The sequence below is a fragment of the Kitasatospora sp. NPDC127060 genome (genome assembly GCF_042724935.1).
In the GTDB taxonomy this organism is placed as follows: Bacteria; Actinomycetota; Actinomycetes; order Streptomycetales; family Streptomycetaceae; genus Kitasatospora.
Genome location: NZ_JBHXEG010000103.1, coordinates 1 through 22,161 on the forward strand (window position 1 = coordinate 1; position 22,161 = coordinate 22,161).

Consider the following 22,161-nt stretch of genomic DNA (forward strand, 5'->3'; position numbering starts at 1 on the left):
CCCACCCTGATCGGCACCGTCTACGGCATGAATTTCCAGATCATGCCGGAGCTCAAGTGGGCGTTCGGTTATCCGTTCGCGATCGGTCTGATGGCGCTGGTCTGCACCGGGTTGTACCTGGCCTTCAAGCGCCGTGACTGGCTGTAGCAGGCCCTCGTGGGGAGCCGCCTGGACAGCCGGACGGACGACCGCCCTGCCGGACGGACCGGCCGCGCCGTGGCGACGGAGGGATCCCCGGTCAGGCCGGCCGAGTCCCGCGGCCCCGTCTGCGCCCTTGACGCCGCCGCACGCCCGTTTCGTTTCCGTCCTCCGGGGTGCGGCGAGCGTGACACCGCACCCCGCTGAGCGGCGGGGCATGCGGCCGACCGGCTGGCGGAGTCCGGACTCCTGCCGGATTCCGCCGGCCGGCCCGGCTGCCGATGCCGGGTGCATGTCCTTCCACACCGTGCCCGACGACCTGCCGTGCGTCGCCGGTGTCAGCGGATCGTCCTCACCGCTCTGCTCGCCGCCACTGCCCTGCCGCCGTTCCCGACGACCGCTGTGGAGCATCGAACGGTGACCACGCACCGCACAGCGCCGCCCGTCTCCGGCCGGTGGGACGACGGCGCCGCGGCCCGGACCGCGGCCGGAGCATCGCCGATCAGGGTCGTGGTGGTGGATGACGAGACGCTGACACGGATCGGATTCGAGCTCATCCTCGATGAGGGCCCGGAGATCGAGGTGGTCGCCGCCGTCGGCAGCGCCGGGGCGGCGACCGCTGTGGCACAACACCGGCCCGAGGTAGTGCTGTTGGACGTCCGGATGCCCGGTCCGGAGGTCCTGGACGGCCCGGCCGGGCCGTCCGTTCTGCGGCAGCTCAGGTCGCTGCCGGACCCACCGCAGGTCGCGATACTCACGTCCCGAGTCCTGCTACGGCACGATCGAGAACGCTGTGGTCGTGGACACCCCGGCGGACCGCAGCCTCCGGCTGGAGTTCGCCGACGGACACCGCAATCACCTTCGCACCGGGCACATCGAGCTGCTGGCCCCGGTCGTCCGGTGAGGTGCGCGTTCCCGGCGGTCAGTGCCGCCCGGCCGGGGCGGTCGGGGCGGTCGGGGCTGTTGGACCCTCGACCAGTACCACCGGTCCGGCGGGTGCTCGAATCACCCACGCTCCCCGCCGGCGGGGAGTGAACCACCATGACTTGGCGAGGGGTGCGGATCGGAGCAGGTCAGGTGGCGAGAACGCGCGACATGCCCTTGAGCGCGAGCTCCATGGCCTGCCAGGGGCGGCCGCCGTGGAACGGCAGGCCGGCGCGGAACCGGATCGGGAGATAGAGGCCGAGGGCCTTCCTGCCCAGGCGCCAGAGCGGGGAGGTGCCGACCCGGTAGGCGCCGTCGGCGTCGACCGCCACGCGGACGGGCTGGGCCGTGTTGCCGGTCTCCTCCAGCGGCACCTGGGCGAACGTCGCCTTGTCGAGCATCTCCAGCACGCACATGCTGATCGGCTCGAACGGTCCTGGCCGGTCGAGCAGTTCGGGGTCGACGACGGTGCAGATGTGCTGGCTGACGGCATCGGCCTGGAGAAAGGCCAGGAAGGCCTGCTTGACCGGGAAATCGCCCGCGTCGCCGGGTGCGTAGATCCGCGGGTGCTCGCGCACCTGCCGGGTGTCCGGATGGGTGAGCAGGAACCCCCGTTCGTCGTGCGGCAGTTCAGGGTAGTCGACGGCCGCGGCGTACGGGGGGAAGGCGACCAGCAGGTCGTAGGGGCGGATGGTGCCGTCGGCGTAGCGGACCTCGTCGTCGCCGACGTCGTCGACCACCGCCGAGGTGTGGCCCTCGATGCCCCGCGCCGTGAACTCGCCTTCCACCACTTGGTGCAGGCGCGGGCCGAGGGCCTGGATGTAGCCGGTCTCATGGGTGGTCCAGGTGAGGTGGACGTACGGACGCAGGTTCGCCCGGCGCAGCCAGGTGTCCAGCATCAGCGCGGTCTCGTACAGCGGCCCGGCGCACTTGTTGTCCGGCGGGACGAGGAAGAGCACCCGGCGGTGCTGTCCGGCCTCGGCGGCCTCCCTGAGTTCCTGGAACCTCCGTCCCAGCGAGCGCATCTGGCGGGGAGTCCAGACCGTCTGGGCGTGTTCGGCGAGGCCGGGCACTTCCTGCGGGCGCATCGCGGCTCCGGTGGCGAGGACGAGGAAGTCGCCGCGGAGCCGGGTGCCGTCGGTGAGTTCCACCGCCAGTGTGTCCGGGTCGACCTCGGCCACCGCGCCCTGGTGGAAGGCGACGTGGCGGCGGAACAGCGGGCCGGGTAGGCGGATGTGGAGCGGGCCCTCGGCGGCGCCGAAGGGCAGGTAGATGGTGCCGGGCTTGAACAGGAAGTCCTCCCGGTCGGCGGCGAGCGAGATGCGGACTCGGTCGCCGAGCAGGTAGCGCAGGCCGAAGGCCGTCTCCAGGCCGGCGAAGCCGCCGCCGACCACGAGGACGTGCGGTTTGGCGTTCATCGCGATGCTTCCCTGCCTACTCGGAGCCGATGATCGGGGGTCCTTCCGGGCGGATGATCCGGCCGCTGATCCCGGTGGGCCGGATCCGCATCCAGGTGTCCCGGGCGCCGCCTGCCCAGGGGTGGGGGTCGGAGTGCTGTTCGAACCATCGCACGGCCTCCTCGTCGGAGACGACCGAGACGGTGCCGTTGACCAGCACGCTCCAGCCGGTGGCGAACGTTTCGTCCAACTGGTCCACCTCGAAGGCGACTTCGCTGCCGGCGGTGCGGGCGAGGGTGCCGTCCTCCGCGGTGCGGTAGAGGATGGTGGCGTCCAGTACGCGGTAGTTGACGGGCAGCGCCACCAGCCCGCGCGGCGCCGTCAGGATCACCCGGCCGACGCCCCCGGGGTTGAGTCTGCTCCAGCAGGCCGCCGGGTCCAGCTCCTCGGTCCGTACCCGGGTGTTGGCGCGGGCTCGGCCGGGCGGCTCCTCACGCCCGCCACCGAGAAGGTTGCCGACCGTGGTGTCGAGCGCGTCGGCGAGCCGGGTGAGCGTACTGACGCCGACCGGAACGGGGTGCGTCTCCAGGTATGCGACGAACCCCGCATCCAGGCCGCCGCGCTCGGCCACCAGCTCGCGGGTGAGCCCGAGCTGGGTACGGCGGTGGGCGACCCGGCGGCCGAGGTCGCCGGGGTCGGGCGGACGGGGGTCCGTCCGGTGTTCGTTCGTGGTCTTCATGACGATCTCCGTGGTCAGGCCGGGACGCTGTTCGGGACGATCACCGGCGGCGCGGTGCAGCGGTGCAGCGGTGCACGAGAGCGAGGCCGGTGGAGCCGGACAGCAGGCCGCGGAAGCCGCCGAGGCGGCTCCCCCGCCCCGGTGCCGGCGGCCGTCGCGACGCGCGCCCGCTGCCTGTCATCGGCGGCCGGGAGCGGTCGACGCCCACGATCACGGGGCGGCGGGTTTCGAAGCCGTTCATCGCAGACTCCTTCGTCGGCCCCGGCCGGCGCCGTCACCGGCTCTGTGCGGAGCCTTGACCGCTCTCATCGTCGGTCGCCGCCGGGCGGGCGGGGCAGGGCCGGTCGGTCCCGGGCCGCAGGCCGGTGGGCCCTGACGGGCCCGGGCGGTCCCGGTGACGACCGCGACGGGGCGACGGGGCTGTGCGGACACCACGGAGGGTGGTTCCGGTCGGCCCGGTCAGCGGCCGTCGCCGGGCGAGTCCTCCGGCGGCCGCGCGGACTCACCGGGCGTCTTCCGGGCGGTGGCACTCGGACCGTTGACCAGCCGGAAGGGACGAACGCTGAAGCGGAACTACCGCCGACCGCGGTAGTAGTCCCGCCAGATCAGCCGGTGGACCCTGGTCCAGCGGGGGATGGACCGGATGCCGGGGATGAACGGAACCAGGACGAGGGCGAGGCTGAGAACGGCCATGATCGCCCAGATCTCGGCGTCCGCGTTCTTGGAGGTGTTGAACGGGTCGATCTGGTACCAGAAGGTGTACAGCCACAGCCAGGCCTGTCCCGGGTAGTTCCCGGTCTCGTTCATCATGCCCCACTGGCTGCCGGTCAGGTGCTGGGAGGTGGCCCGGTCGGACAGGTGGGAGCCGTCGGCGAGGAAGAGCATCGGCCGGGTGTAGTCCGTCTGGTAGAAGCGGTCCTGGGCGAGGAGCTGCCCGTCGAGCGAACCGGACTGGGCGAGCACCAGGAGCCGGGCGGTGAGGACCGGTACCGGGCCGTAGTCACCTGGCGCGACCTTGGCCGGGTCGCCGTCGGGTGCCTTGCCGAGGGCGTCGGCGTACGCCGAACTCCAGGACTGCTGCCGGTCGCCCGCGGCGCCGTTCCAGGCCGCGAGTGCGGCGGTGACCTCGGCGGGTTCGGGGGAGCGGCGCAGCGGGCCCAGGACGAAGTCCTCGGCCGGATCGACCGGGATGCGCACCCCGGCCGCGCGCTGCAGCCCGACCGGGCCGATCTTCTGCCCGGCACCGGGCGCGTGGTTGTACGGCGGGCCGTAGCCCGCCGAGGTGCTGGTGCCGGCGAGTTCCGCCACGGCGGTGGCGGTGAAGTCGCTCGGGTCTGCGGTCGACCAGGAGGCCAGGGTGGTCGGCTTCTCGTCCGGTGAGGAGAACAGCGCGGCCAGGCCCACGCTCAACAGCGTCACCACCACCAACGCGATGGTGAACTCCTTGACCAGGTCGTACGGGCGGGTCGGGAAGTCGCCCGGGTCGGGCGTGTCGGTGCGCCTCACGACTCGACCCGCGGTGCCGAGGCGTCGATCGGGGGCACGATCCCTCGGGTCCGGACCAACAGGACGTGCCAGGCCGTCAGCACCACGAGCACGAAGGGGAAGAGCACGATGTGCCACATCAGCATCTGGCCGAAGTCCAGCACATTGAACCAGGCACCGATCCCGACGGCGTTGAGGGCGTCCTTGGCCTGTCCCGAGATCCACTGCGAGTCGAAGTTCTGCTGCACCGCGTAGCCGGTGAACGCGGTGGCGATCGCGGCCAGGAAGGTGACCGCGCCGGTCACCCAGGTGAGCGCCCGCCGGCCGCGCCAGGCGGCCATGAAGAACTTGCCCCACAGGTGGATCACCATCACCGCCATGAACAGCTCCACGCTCCACAGGTGGACGCTGTTGACGAACCTCCCGACGCCGGAGGCGTGCCACCAGCCCGGACCCTCCAGCGCGAGCACCCCGCCGGAGACCAGCACCACCACCAGCGACGACACCGTGAGCACGCCGAAGACGTAGATCCACGACGACATGTACGCCGGCTGGGTGCCGGGCAGCAGCTTCTCCGGAGGCAGCCTGCGGACGGCGAACCGCCGCACCGCCCCGGTCCAGTCAGTCATCGCGCCGCCGCCCCTTGGGGAACGGGAGTAACAGCGCGGCCAGGAAGACCACCACCATCACGCCGATGACCACCAGGTTCGCCACCGAGATCTGCACCACGCCCCAGTGGACGTAGTGCCCGGGGTGGTTGAGGTCGACCGGTGCCGCGAGGCCACCCGTCCGCGGTGCCGCTCTCATGGCGGCCCCCTTTCCAAGCATCCGGACCCAGAATCTGGCGCCAGTCTTGCCCGCCCTCCCGCGCGCCGCACACGACGCTGCGCCGAACGGCGGCGGCCGACGGCCCCGACGGCCCCCGGGGCGGGGCCGGGCGGCCCATGCGGGATTCCGGGTCGCGATGGACAGTGGAACCACGCGCACCGCCCGTCCCGGGCGGTGCCGGGGACGACGAGGAGCCCGAGGGCAGCCCGATGACGGACACCACCACCGCTCCGCTCGTGGAGCTGGACGAACAGGGCCTCGCCGCGCTCGTCGAGGCCCTGCGGCAGCGCGGGTACACCGTGGTCGGCCCCACCGTGCGGGACGGCGCGATCGTGCTGGCCGAGCTGGCCTCCGCCGCGGAGCTGCCGTACGGCTGGGGCGTCGAGGCCGAGGCCGGCACCTACCGGCTGCACCCGCGCGCGGACCGGGCGGCCTTCGCCCACTCGGCCGGGCCGCAGTCCTGGAAGACCTTCCTGCACCCGCCCCGGGCCCGGCTCTGGCAGGCCGACCGAGCCGAGGACGGCACCGTCACCGTCCGGGAGGACGACGATCCGCCGCCCCGCTACGCGTTCCTCGGTGTGCGCCCCTGCGACCTGCGCGCGATCGCCGTCCAGGACCGGGTGCTCACCGGCGGCCCGTACACCGATCCGGTGTACGAGCCCCGGCGGGCCGGCGCGTTCATCGTCGTGGCCGAATGCACCGAACCGAGCGCGGTCTGCTTCTGCGTCTCGATGGGCACCGGCCCGGGCCTCCCGCAGGGGTCGTCCTACGACCTGGCGCTCACCGAGACGGCGGAACCGGACGGGCTCCACTACACGGTCCGCGCCGGCAGCCCCGACGGCGAGGAGGTCCTCGCCGCACTCCCCACCCGCCCCACCGACGGCGAACGGGCCCGTTCGGCCGTCGCCGAGGCCGCCGGGCGGATGGGCCGGAGCATGGACCCCACCGACCTGCGTGCCCTGATGGCCGGCACGATGACCGCCGAGCGCTGGGACCAGGTCGCGAACCGCTGCCTGACCTGCGGCAACTGCACCATGGTCTGCCCCACCTGCTTCTGCACCACCACCGAGGAGGTCACCGACCTCACCGGTGACCACGCCGAGCGGTGGCGCCGCTGGGACTCCTGCTTCGACCTCGACTTCTCCCACCTGCACGGCACCGGCCCGGTCCGCACCTCCGCCCGCAGCCGCTACCGCCAGTGGCTCACCCACAAACTCGGCACCTGGCACGACCAGTTCGGCTCCTCGGGTTGCGTCGGCTGCGGCCGCTGCATCGCCTGGTGCCCGGTCGGCATCGACATCACCGAGGAGGTCACCGCCCTGCGCGCGGAGGCCGCCACGACGGACGGAGAACCGTGATGCACGAGACGACCCCCGTCCCCTACCGGGTCCTGGCCCGCCACCGGGAGACCGCCGACACCGTCACCCTCGACCTCGTCCCGGCCGCGAGCCCACTGCGGCCGTTCCGGCCCGGGCAGTACGCCATGCTGTACGGCTTCGGCACCGGCGAGATCCCGCTTTCCGTCAGCGCCATCACCGGCGACACGCTCGCCCACACCGTGCGGGCGGTCGGGAGGGTCAGCGAGGCGCTGTGCAGGGCCGAGCCGGGCGACTGGATCGGGACGCGCGGACCGTACGGCACGGCCTGGCAGACCCCACCCGCGGGCAGCGACGTCCTGATCGTCTCCGGCGGCATCGGGCTCGCCCCGCTCCGCCCGCTCATCGAGGAAGTCCTCGCCCGAGCCGAGTCCTACGGGACGGTCTCGGTGCTCACCGGGTACCGCAACCCGGGCGAGCAGCTGTTCGTCGAGGACCTGCCGCGCTGGCGCTCCCGGGCGGACGTCCGGACCACCGTGGACCGCCCCGAGCCCGGCTGGCGCGAGGCAGTCGGGCTGGTCACCGCGCTGCTGGACGGGGTCGACCTCCGCCCCGAGCACTGCGCCGCCTACCTGTGCGGCCCGGAGGTGATGATGCGCGCCACCGCCCGCGAACTGCTGCGCCGGGGCGTGCCCGCCGAGCGCATCCGGGTCTCGCTGGAACGCAACATGCGCTGCGCCACCGCCTGGTGCGGCCACTGCCAGCTCGGCCCCGTCCTCGTCTGCCGGGACGGCCCGGTCTTCGGCTGGGGCCACGCCGAAGGCCTGCTGTCCACCCCCGAGCGGTGAGCGCCATGGCCGGTACCCCGCGCCTGGCGGTGTGGAAGTTCTCCTCCTGCGACGGCTGCCAGCTCACCCTCCTCGACTGCGAGGACGAACTCCTCGCGCTCGCCGGAGAGGTCGAGATCGGCTACTTCCTGGAGGCCTCCAGCCGTGAACTACCGCCGCCCTACGACCTCTCCCTCGTCGAGGGCTCCATCGCCGCCCCCGCCGACCTGGAGCGGATCCGGCGGGTCCGCGAGCAGTCCCGCTACCTGGTGACCATCGGTGCCTGCGCCACCGCCGGCGGTGTCCAGGCCCTGCGCAACCTGGCGAGCCTGCCCGAGTACCAGTCCGTCGTCTACGCCCGCCCCGAGTACATCGACAGCCTCGACCGCTCCACCCCGATCTCCGCCCACGTGCCGGTCGACCTGGAACTGCGTGGCTGCCCGATCGACAAGCGGCAGCTGCTGGAGGTCATCACCGCCTACCTCGCCGACCGCAAGCCCGACATCCCCACCCACAGCGTCTGCTTCGAGTGCAAGCTGCGCGGCACCACCTGCGTCACCGTCGCCCACGGCACCCCGTGCCTCGGCCCGGTCACCCAGGCCGGCTGCGGCGCCATCTGCCCGGCGTACGGGCGGGGCTGCTACGGCTGCTTCGGGCCCACGGGCAGCTTCCACGGCGAAGGAGGGCCCAACACCCGCGCCCTGCTGCCGCTGCTGCGCCGCGACGGCGTCACCGACGCGGACGCCGCCCGGCTCTACCGCACCTTCAACGCCGAGGCCCCCGACTTCGCGGAAGCGGCCCGGCAGACGACCGAGGAGCCCGGATGACCCACCGCACCGAACGGCTGCTCACCGTCGGCGCGCTGGCCCGCGTCGAGGGCGAGGGCGCGCTGCACCTCGCCGTCCGCGACGGCGAGGTCGAGGAGGTCCGGCTGGAGATCTACGAGCCCCCGCGCTACTTCGAGGCGCTGCTGCGCGGCCGCCGGTACACCGAGCCGCCCGACCTCACCTCCCGCATCTGCGGGATCTGCCCGGTGGCGTACCAGATGAGCGCCTGCCAGGCGGTGGAGAACGCCTGCGGGGTACTGGTGGACGGCCAACTCGCCCAGCTGAGACGGCTGTTGTACTTCGGGGAGTGGATCGAGAGCCACACCCTGCACATCTACCTGCTGCACGCCCCCGACTTCCTCCACCTGCCCGACGCGCTGGCGCTCGCCCGTACGGACGCGCCCCTGCTCCAGCGCGGCCTGCGGCTGAAGAAGGCCGGCAACGAGATCGTCGAGGTCCTCGGCGGGCGGGCGATCCACCCGGTGAACATCCGGCTCGGCGGCTTCCACCGGCTCCCCACACGCGCCGAACTCGACCACCTGGCAACGGTGCTGCGCCAGGCCCGGACCGACGCCGAGGACACCCTCGGCTGGGTGGCGGGCTTCGACTTCCCACCGCTGACCGTCCGGCACGAACTGCTCGCCCTCGCCGACCCCGGCGGCTACGCCATCGACTCCGGCACGCCCACCGGAACCTCGGCCGGCCCGTTCCCGGTGGCGGACTTCGAGCAGCGCGTCCGGGAGCACCAGGTGCCGCACTCCACCGCCCTGCACGCCACCCTCGACGGCCGGCCCCACCTCACCGGCCCGCTCGCCCGCTGGAACCTCTCCGGCGACCGGCTGCCCACCGGCATCCGCGCCCTGGCCGACGAGGCCGGGCTCGGCCCGCGCTGCGACAACCCCTTCCGCAGCATCGTGATCAGGGCGGCAGAAGTGCTGTGGGCCGTCACCGAGGCCCAGCGCATCATCGAGCGGTACGAGCCGCCCCCGGCCCCGGCCGTCCCCGTCCCGCCGCGCGCGGGCACCGGGTACGGCGCCACCGAGGCCCCGCGGGGGCTGCTCTACCACCGGTACGACATCGGTGAGGACGGGCTCATCCGGCGGGCCGTGATCGTCCCGCCGACCGCGCAGAACCAGTCCGCGATCGAGGCCGACCTGCGCGTCTTCGTCGAGCCGCGGCTGCACCTGGACGACGCGGAGCTGACCCGCCAGTGCGAGCAGGCGATCCGCAACTACGACCCGTGCATCTCCTGCGCCGCGCACTTCCTCAACCTCACCGTGGACCGGAGGTGACCGGCGTGGTCGGCCGGCGCATCGTCGTCATCGGCGTCGGCAACGAGTACCGGCACGACGACGGTGCCGCCGTGGCCGTCCTCGCGGAGCTCGCGGCCGACGGCCCCGCCGTCGACCGGCTCACCCTGTGCGACGGCGAGTCCACCCGCCTGATGGAGCTCTGGGAGGGCGCGGACCTCGCCATCGTGGTGGACGCGGTGCACAGCCACCCGGGAGAGCCGGGCCGGATCCACCGGGTCACCGTCGATGCCGACCACCTGCTCGCCGACCCCCTCGCCGAGGACGAGGCGGCGGCGGGCACCCACGGCCTGGGCCTCGGCCATGCCGTCGCCCTGGCCGCCGCGCTCGGCAAACTGCCGCGCGAGCTGCTGATCGTCGCGGTCGAGGGCGCGGACTTCTCGATCGGCGAGGGCCTGAGCCCGGCCGTCGCCGACGCGGTGCCGCGCCTCGCCGCCGAGGTCCGTCGGGCGGTGGAGGCCCGGCGATGACGACCCGGTGCGAGGGCACTCGGCGCCCGGCGGCGTCGGCAACCAGCCCAGGGTGACGGCGAGGTCCCAGGGTGGGACCCCGGTCCCCGGTCACGCGGTGACCCCGGCGCGGAGCTGCTCGGCAGCACCTTCCACGGCTACGTCGCCCGGAACGGGCCGGGAGCTCCCAGCACACCCCGCGCACCCCCGAGGACACCTGGACGCGCATCCCGGACGCCCTCGACACCTTGCTGCACAACCGGTCGGCGGCCTGACCTCGACCTCGTCAGCCCGCCGCCTCGGCGGCCGCCACGGCGTGCTTGACGGCGGCGAAGCTGTCCGGGGTGACGGAGATCGAGTCGATCCCGGCCTGGACCAGGAAGCGGGTGAAGTCCGGGTCGTTGCTGGGGCGTTGGCCGCAGAGGCCGACGTGGCGGCCGGCCGCGTGAGCCGTTGCGATCAGGGACTCGACGCAGCGGGTGACGGCCGGGTTCCGTTCGTCGAAGAGGTGGGCGAGCAGGCCGGAGTCGCGGTCGACGCCGAGGGTGAGCTGGGTGAGGTCGTTGCTGCCGATCGAGAAGCCGTCGAAGCGCTCGGCGAACTGCTCGGCGAGCAGGATGTTGGAGGGGATCTCCGCCATCACGTACACCCGCAGGCCGTTCGCGCCGCGCGTGAGGCCGTTGTCATCCATCACCGCGAGGACCTCGTCGGCCTCCTGCGGGGTGCGGCAGAACGGGATCATCACGACGACGTTCGTGAGCCCGAGCTCGTCCCGGGCTCGGCGCAGTGCCCGGCATTCCAGGGCGAAGCCCTCGCGGTAGCCGGGGTCGTAGTAGCGGCTCGCTCCGCGCCAGCCGATCATCGGGTTGGCCTCGGCGGGCTCGAAGGGCGTCCCGCCGACCAGCCGGGCGTACTCGTTCGTCTTGAAGTCGCTGGTGCGCACCACCACCGGGTCGGGCCAGCGGGAAGCGGCGATCCGGGCCACGCCGTGGGCGAAGCGGTCCACGAAGTAGTCGGTGCGGTCCGGGTAGTCGTACGTCAACTCGCCGACGAGCCGCCGGTCCTCGGCCGACAGCCGCTCGGGGTGGACCAGGGCCATCGGGTGGACGCGCACCTGGTGGGCGACCACGAACTCGGTACGGGCCAGTCCCACGCCGTCCGCTGGCAGCCGCCACCAGCGGAACGCCGCGCCGGGGTCGGCCAGGTTGAGCATCACCTTGGTACGGGTGGCCGGCAGCGAGTCGAGGTCGGTCTCCGTCGACTCGTACGCGACGCGGCCCGCGTACACGTGCCCGTCCGCGCCCTCGGCACAGGAGACCGTGACCTCCTGCCCGTCGGCCAGCAGGCCGGTCGCCGAGCCGGTGCCGACCACCGCCGGCACGCCCAGCTCGCGGCTGACGATCGCCGCGTGCGAGGTCCGACCGCCGTGGTCGGTGACGATCGCGGCGGCCCGCTTCATCAACGGCTCCCAGTCCGGGTCGGTGATCTCCGTGACCAGCACGGCCCCTTGCGGGAAGCGCTCCAGGCCGACCGGCTCGGCCAGCGCGCACACCGGACCGGCGCCGACCGCCTCGCCGACGGCGATGCCGTCCACCAGCCGCTCGCCCGTACCGGTCAGCCGGAAGCGGCGCAGCACCTCGCCCCGGCGGCGGGACTGCACGGTCTCCGGCCGGGCCTGGACGAGGAACAGCGTGCCGCTGATCCCGTCCTTGGCCCATTCCAGGTCCATCGGGCAGCCATAGTGCTCCTCCACCGCCACCGCCCACTCGGCGAGCGTGCGGATGTCGCCGAGGCCGAGCACCTGGCGTGCCCGCTCGCCGGTGTCGGTGTCGACCGTCCGGGTCGAGCCGTCCTCGGCGTACACGGCCTTGCGGCGTTTGGCCCCGAGCTGCACCTGGACCACCGGATCGAGGCGGTGGTCCTTGAGGACCGGCTTGAACACCGTGTACTCGTCCGGGTCCACCTGCCCGCTGACCACCGTCTCGCCCAGCCCCCACGCGGCGCTGATGACCACCACGCCAGGGAAGCCGGTCTCGGGGTCCAGCGTGAACGCCACGCCCGCGCCCGCGAGGTCGGAGCGCACCATCAGCTGGACACCGACCGACAGCGCCAGGGCGAGGTGGCCGAAGCCCATCCGCTCCCGGTAGTCGATCGCCCGGTCGGTGAACAGCGAGGCGAAGCAGCGACGGCAGGCGGCGAGCAGCGCCGTGGCGCCCCGGACATTGAGGAAGGTCTCCTGCTGGCCCGCGAAGCTCGCCTCCGGCAGGTCCTCGGCGGTGGCGCTGCTGCGCACGGCGACGTCCGGGTCCTCCCGTCCGGCCTCGCGGGCAAGGTGCTCGTAGGCCTGCACGACCTCGTGTTCGAGCGCGGGAGGCAGGGGAGCGGCCAGAACGGCGGACCGGATCGCGGCGCCGACCTCGGGCAACGGGGCGCCCCCGTGCAGCCGGTCTACCTGCTCGGCGATCCGTTCGCGCAGACCGCCGGTGTCCAACAGCTCGCGGTAGGCGTCGGCCGTGGTGGCGAAGCCGTCCGGCACCAGGACCCCGGCGGGGCCCAGACCGTTGATCAGCTCGCCCAGCGAGGCGTTCTTGCCGCCGACCAGGCCGACGTCCTCGCGGCCGACTTCGCGGAAGCGGATGACACGGCGCATGGCTTCCTCCAGGCGCGCTCGCAGGATGTCCTCGCAGCGCGGGACGCGTCGAGGGCTCCGTCCCTGCCACTGTCCACCCGGGCCGCCCGCCGCGCGCAGAGGCGTACGCCCCCGGGAACCGGCCCGATCGGCTGCCGAATCAGGGCCGTTCGGCCCCGATCGCCGGGCTGGGCAGGGGCGGATCGGAATCGGATGGGCTCCACCTCCCGAGGAGCGTTCACGTGCGGGCGATCGCCTTGCGCAGGGCGTAGGCGGCGGCGCCTGGCGCGATGACCACGGCGCCCCACAGCACCGAGTCCGCCGGCAGGGCGAGCGCCGGGGCGGCGGCCCGGGATCACCGGGCCCGGTGACCGTGCTGGGCGGCGACGCGGTGGGCGTGGGCCACGATCTCGGCGGCCGCGTGCTCGCCGACGCCGAGGGCGTGGGTGAGCCTGGGGGCGCTCCATCCGTGCCGGGCGAGCAGGACGGGGAGCGGGTGGTGCGGAGTCTCCTCGGTGGCGGCCGGTACCGGGGTGGGTGGTGCTGGGGTGGGCGTCGCCGAGGGCGTCGCCGAGGGCGTCGCCGCGGTCGTGTGGCGGCGGACGACCGCACGGCGCAGTTCGTCCGCGCCCCAGACCAGGAACGGGAACGGTGCCACCGTCAGTAGTTGGGTGGGGGAGAGGGCGGCCGTGCCGAACACCCTCTGCAGCGCCGGGAGGTAGACGACCGCGGCGGCGAACGCGAGCGAGAAGCCGATGCCGCCGAGCAACTGCGGGTTGCTGAACACGCCGATCGCCCGTAGCGAGGCCCGGTCGGTGCGGGCGGCGAAAGCGGTGCCGATCTGGCAGGCGACGATGCCCAGCCAGGCGACGGTGGTGGCCTGCTGGTACGGCAGGTGAAGCGCGGAGCCCGGGCCGGTCGGGTCGCCGGCGTGCCAGCCGGCGAGGCCGAGGGTGAGGAAGTAGCCGCCCATGATCAGCACGGCGGAGATCAGGCCGAGGAAGCCCCAGGCCCGGGCGAGCATGGCCGGGCGGATCACCCGCTCCGAGCGGGGCCGGGGCGGCCGGTCCATCAGCCCCGGCTCGGCGCGCTCGCGGCCGAGGGCGAGGGCCGGGAGGGTGTCGGTGCCGAGGTCGATGGCGAGGATCTGCATCACCGTCAGCGGGAGCGGCACGGCGCCGCCGGCGAGCGCGAAGACCAGGAAGGGGACGACCTCCGGCACGGCGTGGGTGAAGATGTAGACGATGAACTTGCGGATGTTGTCGTACGTGCGCCGCCCCTCCTCGACGGCCGCGACGATGGTGGCGAAGTTGTCGTCGGTGAGCACCATGGTGGCGGCCTCCCGGGCGACCTCGGTTCCGGAGCGGCCCATGGCGACGCCGATGTCCGCGCGGCGAAGGGCGGGCGCGTCGTTGACGCCGTCGCCGGTCATGGCGACGGTGTGGCCCTCGGCCCGCAGCGCGTCGGCGATCCGCAGCTTGGCCTCGGGGGAGGTGCGGGCGAAGATCACCTCCTCCCCCCGCGCGAGCAGCGCGTCCAAGCGGTCGTCGCCCATGGCGTCGAGTTCGGTGCCGGTGACGATGCGCATGCCGCGGTGGCCGATGCCGACCTGCTCGGCGACGGCCGCGGCGGTCAGGCCGTTGTCCCCGGTGACGACGTGCACGGTGACACCGGCCTGGTGGGCCTGCCGGATGGCCTGCGCCACCTCGGGCCTGGGCGGGTCGGCCATGGCGACCAGGCCGAGGAGGCAGAGGTCGTGCTCGGCCTCCTCACGGCGGCTCGGAGGCGGTTGCCCGGGCGGGAGCGGCCGTCGCGCCACGGCGAGGACGCGCAGCCCGCGCTCCGCCAGCCGGCCGACGGCGCGAACCACCTCGGTGCGGTCGGTCGGGGTGAGCGGGCGTTCGGCGCCGTGGTCGAGCAGGTGGGTGGCGTGGGTGAGCACCTCCTCGGGGGCGCCCTTGGTGTGCAGGACGACCGTGCCGTCGCGCGCGTCGGCGGTGGTCATCAGCTTGACGTGCGGGTCGAAGCGGAACAGCGCCCGGCGCTCGCGATCCCGTCGGCGGGGGTCGGGGTCGGCGCCGAGGCGGGCGGCCAGGTCGAGGAGGGCGAGTTCGGTCGGGTCGCCGTGCCCCGCCACCGGGTCGGCGGTCGTACAGGTGGCGGATGCTTCGGCGAGTGCGAGGACCTCACCGCTCTGCTTCGAAGTCCCCTCCGCCGTGGTCCCGTTGTCGGGAGTCCACACCTCGGTGACCCGCATCCGGTTCTCGGTCAGCGTACCGGTCTTGTCGGTGCAGATCACCGTCGTGGAACCGAGGGTCTCCACGGCGGACAGCCGTTTGACCACGGCGCCGCGCCGGGCGAGGTCGCGCACCCCGGTGGCGAGCGCGAGGGTGATCGTCGGCAGCAGGCCCTCGGGCACGTTGGCGACGAGCAGGCCGACGGCGAAGGCCACCGCCGCGGTGAGCGAGAGACCTGCCGCCAGGCCCATCGGCAGGAACGCGAGGCCCACCCCGACCGCGATCACGGCGATCAGCCGGGCGACCCGTTTCACCTGGTGCTCCAGCGGGCTCTCCTCACGCCGGGTGCGCTGGCTCAGTGCGGCGATCCGGCCGAGCTCGGTGTGCATGCCGGTCGCCGTCACCACCGTCAGGGCCTGGCCTCCGGTGCACGCGGAGCCGGAGAACAGCACGTCGCGGGCGTCCAGGAGGGGACCGGCGCCGTCGGCGTACTCGGCCGACCGGAACGCCGGTACGGACTCTCCGGTCAGTGCCGACAGGTCGACCTCGACCCCGCCCGACAGCAGCCGGGCATCGGCCGGGACCCGGTCGCCTTCCTCGACCACCAGGACGTCGCCGGGCACCAGCTCGATCGCCGGGACCGGCCGTCGGCGGCCTCCCCGGACCACCGTCGCCTCTTCGGGTAGGAAGCCGGCCAGGGCCTCGACCGCCCGTTCGGCCTGCCGCTCCTGTGCGAAGGCGAGCAGGGCGTTCAGCCCGATCACCGCCACGATCGCGCCCGCCAGGTTCGGAGCTCCGCTGACGGCCGCCAGTACGGCGGCGAAGGCCAGGAGCAGCGCCAAGGGGTGGGTGAACTGGTGGGCCAGCTCGCCCGGCCAGCGGCGGGCTTCCCGGCGCGCGAGCGCGTTGGGTCCGTACACGGTCTGCCGCCGGGCGGCCTCGCGCTCGGTCAGGCCGTCCGGTGAGGTCCGCAGGTCGCGGAAGAGGAGGCTGATGGGCTCGCGCGGGTCCGGGGCTTCCTCACCGGTACCCGGTGGGCCGGGCCGGAGGGTGGCCTGGCGGTCGCCGGTCACGGTCAGTTCCGGTCGTTCGTCGGCCCGGGCCGGGGGGCGCGAGCTGCGGGTGCCCCTGCCGGGTGTTCGCTGGCGGTTGTCATCACATCCTCCACCGGGTGGTGCGGCCTGCCTCCCCATCACCGTAGGGACGCGGCCCGACCGGGCAGCAGGGCCGACCGGCCCCCTCGGCCGGGGCCGGTGCGCACCTCATGGGCCCGGGCGCGGGTACGGCCGGCCGTAGCCACCGCCACCGGGGGTGCGGATCTCCAGGGCGTCACCGACCGCGACGTCGGCGGTGCCGCAGCCGGGCAGGTCCTCGACCGTGCCGTCAGCGCGCCGGACGCGGTTGGCGCCGAGGGAGCCGGGGGATCCGCCGTCCAGACCGTACGGGGGGACGCGCCGGTGGCCGGTGAGCAGGCTGATGGTCATCGGTTCGCGGAAGCGCAGCCGTCGGAGCGCACCGTTGCCGCCGTGGTGGCGGCCTGCGCCGCCGCTGTCGGGGCGGACGGCGAACTCCTCGACCAGGACGGGCAGGCGCCACTCCAGCACCTCGGGGTCGGTGAGGCGGGAGTTGGTCATGTGGGTCTGGACGGCGTCCGCCCCGTCGAAACCCGGGCCGGCGCCGGCGCCGGAGGCGATGGTCTCGTAGTACTGATGGTGCTCGTTGCCGAAGCTGAGGTTGTTCATCGTCCCGGAGCCCTCCGCCTGCACGCCGAGTGCCGCGTAGAGCGCGCCGACGATGGCCTGCGAAGTCTCGACGTTGCCGGCGGCGACGGCGGCCGGGTACTCCGGAGCGAGCATCGAGCCGGGCGGCACGACGATCCGCAGCGGGCGCAGGCAGCCGTCGTTGAGCGGGATGTCGTCGGTGACGAGGGTGCGGAAGACGTACAGGACGGCCGCGGTGACGACGGCCGAAGGCGCGTTGAGGTTGCTGCTGAGCTGCGGCGAAGTGCCGGTGAAGTCGATGACGGCGCTGCGGTCCCGGCGGTCCACGCGCACCGAGACGGCGATCACGGCCCCGGAGTCGGTCTCGTAGCGGTACGTGCCGTCGGTCAGGCCGTCGACGGCCCGGCGCACCGCCTGCTCGGCGTTGTCCTGGACGTGGCGCATGTAGGCCTGGACGACGTCGAGGCCGAAGTGCTCGATCATCGCGTTGACCTCGTCGACGCCCTTGCGGTTGGCGGCGATCTGGGCGCGCAGGTCGGCGAGGTTGGTGTCGGGGTCACGGGACGGGTACGGCGCCTCGGTGAGCAGCCGCACGGTCTCGGCCTCGCGCAGCCGGCCGTCCTCCACGAGCGGCCAGTTGTCGAACAGCACGCCCTCCTCGTGGATCTCGTGGCTGTCGGCGGGCATCGAGCCGGGGGCGGTACCGCCGATCTCGGCGTGGTGGCCGCGTGAGGCGACGAAGAAGAGGATCTCGTTGACGTCGGGGTCGAAGACGGGGGTCACCACGGTGATGTCGGGCAGGTGGGTGCCGCCGTGGTACGGGTCGTTGACCGCGTAGGTGTCGCCCGGGCGCAGCTCGGGGCCGCGCCGGCGCAGCACCTCCTTGACGGTGGTGCCCATCGAGCCGAGGTGGACGGGGATGTGCGGGGCGTTGGCGACGAGGTTGCCGTCCGCGTCGAAGAGCGCGCAGGAGAAGTCCAGCCGCTCCTTGATGTTGACCGACTGGGCGGTGGACTCCAGCCGGGCGCCCATCTGTTGGGCGATCGCCATGAAGAGGTTGTTGAAGACCTCCAGCAGGACCGGGTCGGCGGTGGTCGGGACGGTCTCCTCGGCGGATGCCCTGATCTGCTCGACCAGGAGGTGTCCGGCTGACGTGACCGTGGCCTTCCAGCCGTCGTCCACGACGGTGGTGGCATTGGCCTCGGCGATCACGGCCGGGCCGGTGACGGTCGCGTCGGCCGGCATCGACTCACGCTCCAGCAGCGGGACTTGGCGCCGCTCACCGCCGGTGTACAGCGAAACGGTGGTGGGTGGCGCGGGGTGCTCGGGAGCGGGGGAGAGGGTGTCGAGCTCCGGTTGCTCGGTGAGGCCGGTGCCCTCGACGGCGAGGGCCTCGATGACGAGCGGGCGGTCCATCAGGAAGGAGTAGGTCGCTCGGTGCCGTTCCTCGAACTCGGCCTGCATGTCGGCGGGTTCGCCCAGTGGGACGCCGATCGCGGTGTCGGTGCCCTGGTAGCGCAACCGGGCCCGGTGCGTCAGCCGGGTCTGCTCCTGCGGGATGCCCTGGTCGATCAGCTCGCGCGTGGCGGCGTCCGCCAGTTCGTCGGCGAGGGACCGTACGGCGGCCATCTCCTGCGCCGCCAGCGGCCGTTCGACGGCGTGCTCGCGCAGGACGGTGGTGTCGGCCAGGCCGATGCCGAGGGCGGACAGCACCCCGGCCATCGGCGGGACCAGGACGGTACGGATGCCGAGTGCCTCGGCCACCGGGCAGGCGACCTGACCGCCGGCGCCGCCGAACGTGGTCAGGGTGTAGCGGGTGACGTCATGGCCCTGCTGGACGGAGATGCGTTTGACCGCGTTGGCGATGTTGCCGACCGCGATCCGCAGGAAGCCTTCGGCCGCCTCCTCGGCCGTCCGGTCGCCGATCGCCGATGCCAGTTCACCGAACTGACGCCGCGTCAGGTCGGTGTCGAGTGGCTGGTCGCCGGACGGTCCGAAGACGTGCGGGAAGTGCTCGGCCTGGACGCGGCCGAGCAGCAGGTTGGCGTCGGTGACGGTCAGCGGCCCGCCGCCCCGGTAGCAGGCCGGTCCGGGATCCGCCCCTGCCGAGTCCGGCCCGACCCGCAGGCGTTCGCCGTCGAAGCGCAGCACCGAGCCGCCGCCCGCCGCGACGGTGTGGATGGCCAGCATCGGCGCCCGCAGCCGTACACCGGCGACCTGGGTGGTCACCACCCGCTCGTACTCGCCCGCGAAGTGCGAGACATCCGTGGAGGTGCCGCCCATGTCGAAGCCGATCACCCGCTCGTGGCCGGCCGATCGGGACATCCGCACCATGCCGACGATGCCGCCGGCCGGGCCGGAGAGGATCGCGTCCTTGCCGCGGAAGTGTCCGGCCTCGGCGAGCCCGCCGTTGGACTGCATGAACATCAGTCGGACACCGGCCAGTTCGTCCGACACCTGTCGGACGTAGCGACGCAGGCCGGGGCTGAGGTAGGCGTCGACCACGGCGGTGTCCCCACGCGGCACCAGCTTCATCAGTGGGCTCGCCTCGCTCGACAACGACACCTGGTCGAAGCCGAGTCGATCGGCGAGCCGGCCGATGTCCTGCTCGTGCGCCGGGTGCAGACAGCTGTGCAGGCAGACCACGGCGGCGGACCGGATGCCGTCGCGCAGACAGCCGCGCAGGTCCTCGGCGAGCCGGTCGAGGTCGGGTGGCCGCAGCACCTCGCCGTCGGCCGTGATCCGCTCGTCCACCTCCACCACCCGGGCGTACAGCGGATCGGGCAGGACGATCTCCCGGGCGAAGATCTGCGGCCGGTTCTGGTAGCCGATCCGCAGCGCGTCCGCGAAGCCGCGCGTGATGACCAGCACGGTCGGCTCGCCGGTGCGCTCCAGCAGGGCGTTGGTGGCCACCGTGGTGCCCATCCGGACGGAGTCGATGTCCGCTTCGAGATCCGCGTCGGGTGGCAGCAGGGCCCGGATCCCCGCCACGGCTGGATCGCGGTAGCGGGCCGGGTCGTGCGAGAGCAGCTTGTGGGTCACGAGCCGGCCGTCCGGCGTCAGCGCGACCACGTCGGTGAAGGTCCCGCCCCGGTCCACCCAGAACTGCCAGCCCCTGGCTGCCATGACCGGCTCCCTCCGCCGTGCCGCGTGGCGTTCCGTGCGTGAGTGGCCCCGCGCACGAGTATCCGGCCGGGCGAACTGCCGGGGCAAACGGAACATACTGGGCGTGAGTGTCGACGCTGGAGGCAGCCATGACGGCCACGACGGTGGGAGTGCTGCGGGAAACCGCACCCGGCGAGCGCCGGGTGGCCCTCGTGCCCGATCTGGTTCCGGCCGTGGGCCGCCTCGGTGCGACGGTCCTGGTGGAGTCCGGCGCGGGCGCCCTCGCCGGCCACCACGATGCCGACTACGTCGCCGCGGGCGCGCTCGTGGCCGGGCGCGCCGAGCTGCGGCTCCGCACGGACGTCCTGCTCGGCATCCACCCGCCGAACGCCGACCTGATGCGCGAGCTGCGCCACGGGCAGGTGCTGGCCGCACTGCTTCGACCGCAGCGGATCCCGTACCTGGTCCGGCAGTGGGCGGACCGGGGCCTGACGACGATCGGCCTCGATCTGGCGCCCGATCTGCCCGCCGCCTACCCGCTGGACGCCGAGGCCTCCCAGAGCAGGGTGGCCGGGTACCGGGCGGTGCTGCTCGCTGCCGAGCGACTGGGCCGTTGCCTGCCGCCCTGGGGAACGACGGACGGGCTGTTCGACCCGGTCCGGGTGCTGGTGGTCGGCGCCGGCCACGCGGGCCTTCAGGCGGTCGACACCACCCGGCGCCTGGGCGCGCAGGTCGGCGCGGTCGAGCTGCGGCACCGCGAGCGCGCGTCGGCCGCCGCCCTCGGGGCCGACCTGCTGGACCTGCCCGGCCTGCACCCGGTGGCGGACGACCGGGAGCTGCGGGAAGCCCTCGACCACGGGCGTTCGGCGTGGGTGGCGGGGCTCGCCGAGGCCGTGGTGCGGTACGACGTCGTGGTGACGGCCCTCACCCTGCCCGGCCGGATGCCCCCGGTCCTGCTCCACCCGGAGACGGTGGCGCGGCTGCGGCCCGGCTCGGTGCTGGTGGACCTGGCGGCCGGTCCGGAGGGCGGCAACATCGAGGGCGTCCTGCCGGACACCACGACGCTGGTCGGTGACGGGATCACGGTGATCGGCGCAGGGGAACTGGCCGCGCAAGCGCCCGGGACCGCCTCGCGCGCGTACGCCCACAACGCGCTCGCGCTGCTCGACCGCCTGTGGAAGGCCCGATCGCTCCCGGGAGACCCGGTCCTCGGCCCGATGCTGGTGACCGACCGGGGCGCGGTGCGGCACGAGCCCACCAGCCTGCTGCTGATGGAGGCGACCGCCGCGGCCGGCCTTCCGTAGGACCTCAGACGCCGGCGCGCGAGAACAGCCCGGCGTGGCGGGCGATCGCCGCCGCACGGTCGGCGCACTGCTGGTAGCAGCAGGACAGCAGCACGAGATCGGTGACATCGACCTGGTCCGTCGGCTCCGCTCGGAGCAGCAGCTCGTACAGCAGCCGCTGCCGCTGCCCGACCTCGTGGAGCTCGGTCAGCACGTCCGCGACGCCCTCGGGCACCCCGGACTCCAGGACGTCGGCGGACCGTGCGACCAGGTCCAGCGCCGCCCCCGCGAGCCCGTGCAGCGGAGTCCGCAGCTCCTCGCCGAACGGCTCCCGCTCCTGGCGCGCCCAAGCGGCCTCCAGCAGCCGCTCGGCCAGCCGCCCGAGCGCCTCCACCTCGCACCCCACGTGGACGGCCACCACGACCCCGGCGCGTCCGGCGGGCGCCCGGGCGGCGTCCTCCTCGATCCGCGCCAGCAGCTCCGCCAGGGCCTTCTCCGCGGCCGGGATCCCGTCCCCGCCGTCGCTCGGGCCCGTCAGCGCGGCCGTCGCGCCGCGTAGAGCGGCGTGCGCCAGCCGCACCAGACCGGCCAGTTCGCCGATCAGGGCGCGGTACTCGCCGCCTCCGCCGTCAGACATCCCGTTCACTCCTGTCCTCCGGCCCCCTCGACCGGTCTCGCGTCATCGCCGACGGGCCGCCCCGGCCGCAGCGGTCACAATGGTCGCGGTGGTCACGCCCGTGGCGCTCGCAACGGGCTCCGGGCGGTGAACCACCCGAGCGCTTGGGACAGCGCTGACATCATGGCCGCCACCTCCTGGTGGGTTCCCGGTCTCCAGTCTGCCCGGCCGCCGCGTGCCCGGCAGCGGCTGAACGCCCCGGGCGCCGGGGCCGTCCGGCCTCAGGGCGGAGGAGAACGGCCCCGGCGCCCGGGCCCGGACGGCCTTGTC

At 73.6% G+C, this 22,161-nt stretch carries 17 protein-coding genes and 1 pseudogene; 8 read left to right on the plus strand and 10 right to left on the minus strand.

What is annotated here, in order from left to right; all coding sequences use genetic code 11:
- A partial coding sequence (locus ACFWIS_RS36150; RefSeq protein ID WP_380461749.1) for a CorA family divalent cation transporter occupies positions 1-147 on the plus strand: 147 nt, incomplete at its 5' end.
- A 507-nt stretch (positions 148-654) separates the two neighbouring features.
- Positions 655-891, plus strand: a pseudogene (locus ACFWIS_RS36155) (DNA-binding response regulator); the annotation flags it as partial.
- Positions 892-1,211: 320 nt separating this feature from the next.
- Here ACFWIS_RS36155 and ACFWIS_RS36160 read toward each other — a convergent pair.
- The 6 genes from ACFWIS_RS36160 to ACFWIS_RS36185 form a co-directional block, all read right to left on the minus strand.
- On the minus strand, positions 1,212-2,480 hold the full coding sequence (locus ACFWIS_RS36160; protein ID WP_380461748.1) for an NAD(P)/FAD-dependent oxidoreductase: 1,269 nt from the start codon (positions 2,478-2,480) through the stop codon (positions 1,212-1,214).
- 16 nt (positions 2,481-2,496) lie between these two features.
- Complete coding sequence (locus ACFWIS_RS36165; protein WP_380461747.1) at positions 2,497-3,198, minus strand: helix-turn-helix domain-containing protein; 702 nt, start codon at positions 3,196-3,198, stop codon at positions 2,497-2,499.
- Positions 3,199-3,238: 40 nt separating this feature from the next.
- Positions 3,239-3,439 carry a hypothetical protein gene (locus ACFWIS_RS36170; protein ID WP_380524230.1) on the minus strand — a complete coding sequence of 67 codons (201 nt, stop codon included), beginning with the start codon at positions 3,437-3,439 and terminating at the stop codon, positions 3,239-3,241.
- A gap of 332 nt (positions 3,440-3,771) precedes the next feature.
- On the minus strand, positions 3,772-4,704 hold the full coding sequence (locus ACFWIS_RS36175; protein WP_380461746.1) for a hypothetical protein: 933 nt from the start codon (positions 4,702-4,704) through the stop codon (positions 3,772-3,774).
- Positions 4,701-5,312: a cytochrome b N-terminal domain-containing protein gene (locus tag ACFWIS_RS36180; RefSeq protein WP_380461745.1), complete on the minus strand. Its 612-nt coding sequence runs from the start codon at positions 5,310-5,312 to the stop codon at positions 4,701-4,703. Before ACFWIS_RS36180 ends, ACFWIS_RS36175 begins: the two co-directional genes overlap by 4 nt.
- Positions 5,305-5,490, minus strand: coding sequence for a hypothetical protein (locus ACFWIS_RS36185; protein WP_380461744.1), 186 nt, complete (start codon positions 5,488-5,490; stop codon positions 5,305-5,307). The genes ACFWIS_RS36180 and ACFWIS_RS36185 overlap by 8 nt, the downstream gene beginning before the upstream one ends.
- 230 nt (positions 5,491-5,720) lie before the next feature.
- Here ACFWIS_RS36185 and ACFWIS_RS36190 point away from each other — a divergent pair, with 230 nt between their 5' ends.
- From ACFWIS_RS36190 to ACFWIS_RS36210, 5 genes are read left to right on the plus strand one after another with little or no spacing between them, the layout of a single operon-like run.
- Positions 5,721-6,869 carry a 4Fe-4S dicluster domain-containing protein gene (locus tag ACFWIS_RS36190; RefSeq protein WP_380461743.1) on the plus strand — a complete coding sequence of 383 codons (1,149 nt, stop codon included), beginning with the start codon at positions 5,721-5,723 and terminating at the stop codon, positions 6,867-6,869.
- Complete coding sequence (locus ACFWIS_RS36195) at positions 6,869-7,675, plus strand: FAD/NAD(P)-binding protein (protein WP_380461742.1); 807 nt, start codon at positions 6,869-6,871, stop codon at positions 7,673-7,675. Before ACFWIS_RS36190 ends, ACFWIS_RS36195 begins: the two co-directional genes overlap by 1 nt.
- A gap of 5 nt (positions 7,676-7,680) precedes the next feature.
- Positions 7,681-8,481: an oxidoreductase gene (locus ACFWIS_RS36200; protein WP_380461741.1), complete on the plus strand. Its 801-nt coding sequence runs from the start codon at positions 7,681-7,683 to the stop codon at positions 8,479-8,481.
- Positions 8,478-9,773 (plus strand): Ni/Fe hydrogenase subunit alpha, encoded by a 1,296-nt coding sequence (locus tag ACFWIS_RS36205; protein WP_380461740.1) that lies wholly within the window; start codon positions 8,478-8,480, stop codon positions 9,771-9,773. The genes ACFWIS_RS36200 and ACFWIS_RS36205 overlap by 4 nt, the downstream gene beginning before the upstream one ends.
- Positions 9,770-10,261: a hydrogenase maturation protease gene (locus ACFWIS_RS36210; protein ID WP_380461739.1), complete on the plus strand. Its 492-nt coding sequence runs from the start codon at positions 9,770-9,772 to the stop codon at positions 10,259-10,261. Before ACFWIS_RS36205 ends, ACFWIS_RS36210 begins: the two co-directional genes overlap by 4 nt.
- 265 nt (positions 10,262-10,526) lie before the next feature.
- Here ACFWIS_RS36210 and ppsA read toward each other — a convergent pair whose 3' ends face one another.
- The 3 genes from ppsA to ACFWIS_RS36225 all read right to left on the minus strand — a co-directional run bounded on the left by ppsA (position 10,527) and on the right by ACFWIS_RS36225 (position 19,953).
- Positions 10,527-12,890 (minus strand): phosphoenolpyruvate synthase, encoded by a 2,364-nt coding sequence (gene ppsA / locus ACFWIS_RS36215; RefSeq protein WP_380461738.1) that lies wholly within the window; start codon positions 12,888-12,890, stop codon positions 10,527-10,529.
- A 334-nt stretch (positions 12,891-13,224) separates the two neighbouring features.
- Complete coding sequence (locus ACFWIS_RS36220) at positions 13,225-16,179, minus strand: cation-translocating P-type ATPase (protein ID WP_380461737.1); 2,955 nt, start codon at positions 16,177-16,179, stop codon at positions 13,225-13,227.
- 189 nt (positions 16,180-16,368) lie between these two features.
- Positions 16,369-19,953, minus strand: a complete 3,585-nt coding sequence (locus ACFWIS_RS36225; RefSeq protein WP_380461736.1) for a hydantoinase B/oxoprolinase family protein — start codon at positions 19,951-19,953, stop codon at positions 16,369-16,371.
- Positions 19,954-20,081: 128 nt separating this feature from the next.
- Between ACFWIS_RS36225 and ACFWIS_RS36230 the strand changes: the two genes are divergently transcribed.
- Positions 20,082-21,236: an NAD(P) transhydrogenase subunit alpha gene (locus ACFWIS_RS36230; RefSeq protein ID WP_380461735.1), complete on the plus strand. Its 1,155-nt coding sequence runs from the start codon at positions 20,082-20,084 to the stop codon at positions 21,234-21,236.
- Between the two features lie 4 nt (positions 21,237-21,240).
- Here ACFWIS_RS36230 and ACFWIS_RS36235 read toward each other — a convergent pair whose 3' ends face one another.
- Positions 21,241-21,852, minus strand: a complete 612-nt coding sequence (locus tag ACFWIS_RS36235) for a hypothetical protein (protein WP_380461734.1) — start codon at positions 21,850-21,852, stop codon at positions 21,241-21,243.
- Positions 21,853-22,161 lie beyond the last annotated feature (309 nt).

What these genes read in the sequence shown, in the direction of transcription:
- ppsA (WP_380461738.1), bottom strand. Translation starts at nt 12,890, where the DNA reads ATGCGCCGTGTCATCCGCTTCCGCGAAGTCGGCCGCGAGGACGTCGGC.
- ACFWIS_RS36205 (WP_380461740.1), top strand. Translation starts at nt 8,478, where the DNA reads ATGACCCACCGCACCGAACGGCTGCTCACCGTCGGCGCGCTGGCCCGC.
- ACFWIS_RS36200 (WP_380461741.1), top strand. Translation starts at nt 7,681, where the DNA reads ATGGCCGGTACCCCGCGCCTGGCGGTGTGGAAGTTCTCCTCCTGCGAC.
- ACFWIS_RS36195 (WP_380461742.1), top strand. Translation starts at nt 6,869, where the DNA reads ATGCACGAGACGACCCCCGTCCCCTACCGGGTCCTGGCCCGCCACCGG.
- ACFWIS_RS36165 (WP_380461747.1), bottom strand. Translation starts at nt 3,198, where the DNA reads ATGAAGACCACGAACGAACACCGGACGGACCCCCGTCCGCCCGACCCC.
- ACFWIS_RS36190 (WP_380461743.1), top strand. Translation starts at nt 5,721, where the DNA reads ATGACGGACACCACCACCGCTCCGCTCGTGGAGCTGGACGAACAGGGC.
- ACFWIS_RS36185 (WP_380461744.1), bottom strand. Translation starts at nt 5,490, where the DNA reads ATGAGAGCGGCACCGCGGACGGGTGGCCTCGCGGCACCGGTCGACCTC.
- ACFWIS_RS36225 (WP_380461736.1), bottom strand. Translation starts at nt 19,953, where the DNA reads ATGGCAGCCAGGGGCTGGCAGTTCTGGGTGGACCGGGGCGGGACCTTC.
- ACFWIS_RS36230 (WP_380461735.1), top strand. Translation starts at nt 20,082, where the DNA reads ATGACGGCCACGACGGTGGGAGTGCTGCGGGAAACCGCACCCGGCGAG.
- ACFWIS_RS36235 (WP_380461734.1), bottom strand. Translation starts at nt 21,852, where the DNA reads ATGTCTGACGGCGGAGGCGGCGAGTACCGCGCCCTGATCGGCGAACTG.
- ACFWIS_RS36170 (WP_380524230.1), bottom strand. Translation starts at nt 3,439, where the DNA reads ATGAACGGCTTCGAAACCCGCCGCCCCGTGATCGTGGGCGTCGACCGC.
- ACFWIS_RS36160 (WP_380461748.1), bottom strand. Translation starts at nt 2,480, where the DNA reads ATGAACGCCAAACCGCACGTCCTCGTGGTCGGCGGCGGCTTCGCCGGC.
- ACFWIS_RS36180 (WP_380461745.1), bottom strand. Translation starts at nt 5,312, where the DNA reads ATGACTGACTGGACCGGGGCGGTGCGGCGGTTCGCCGTCCGCAGGCTG.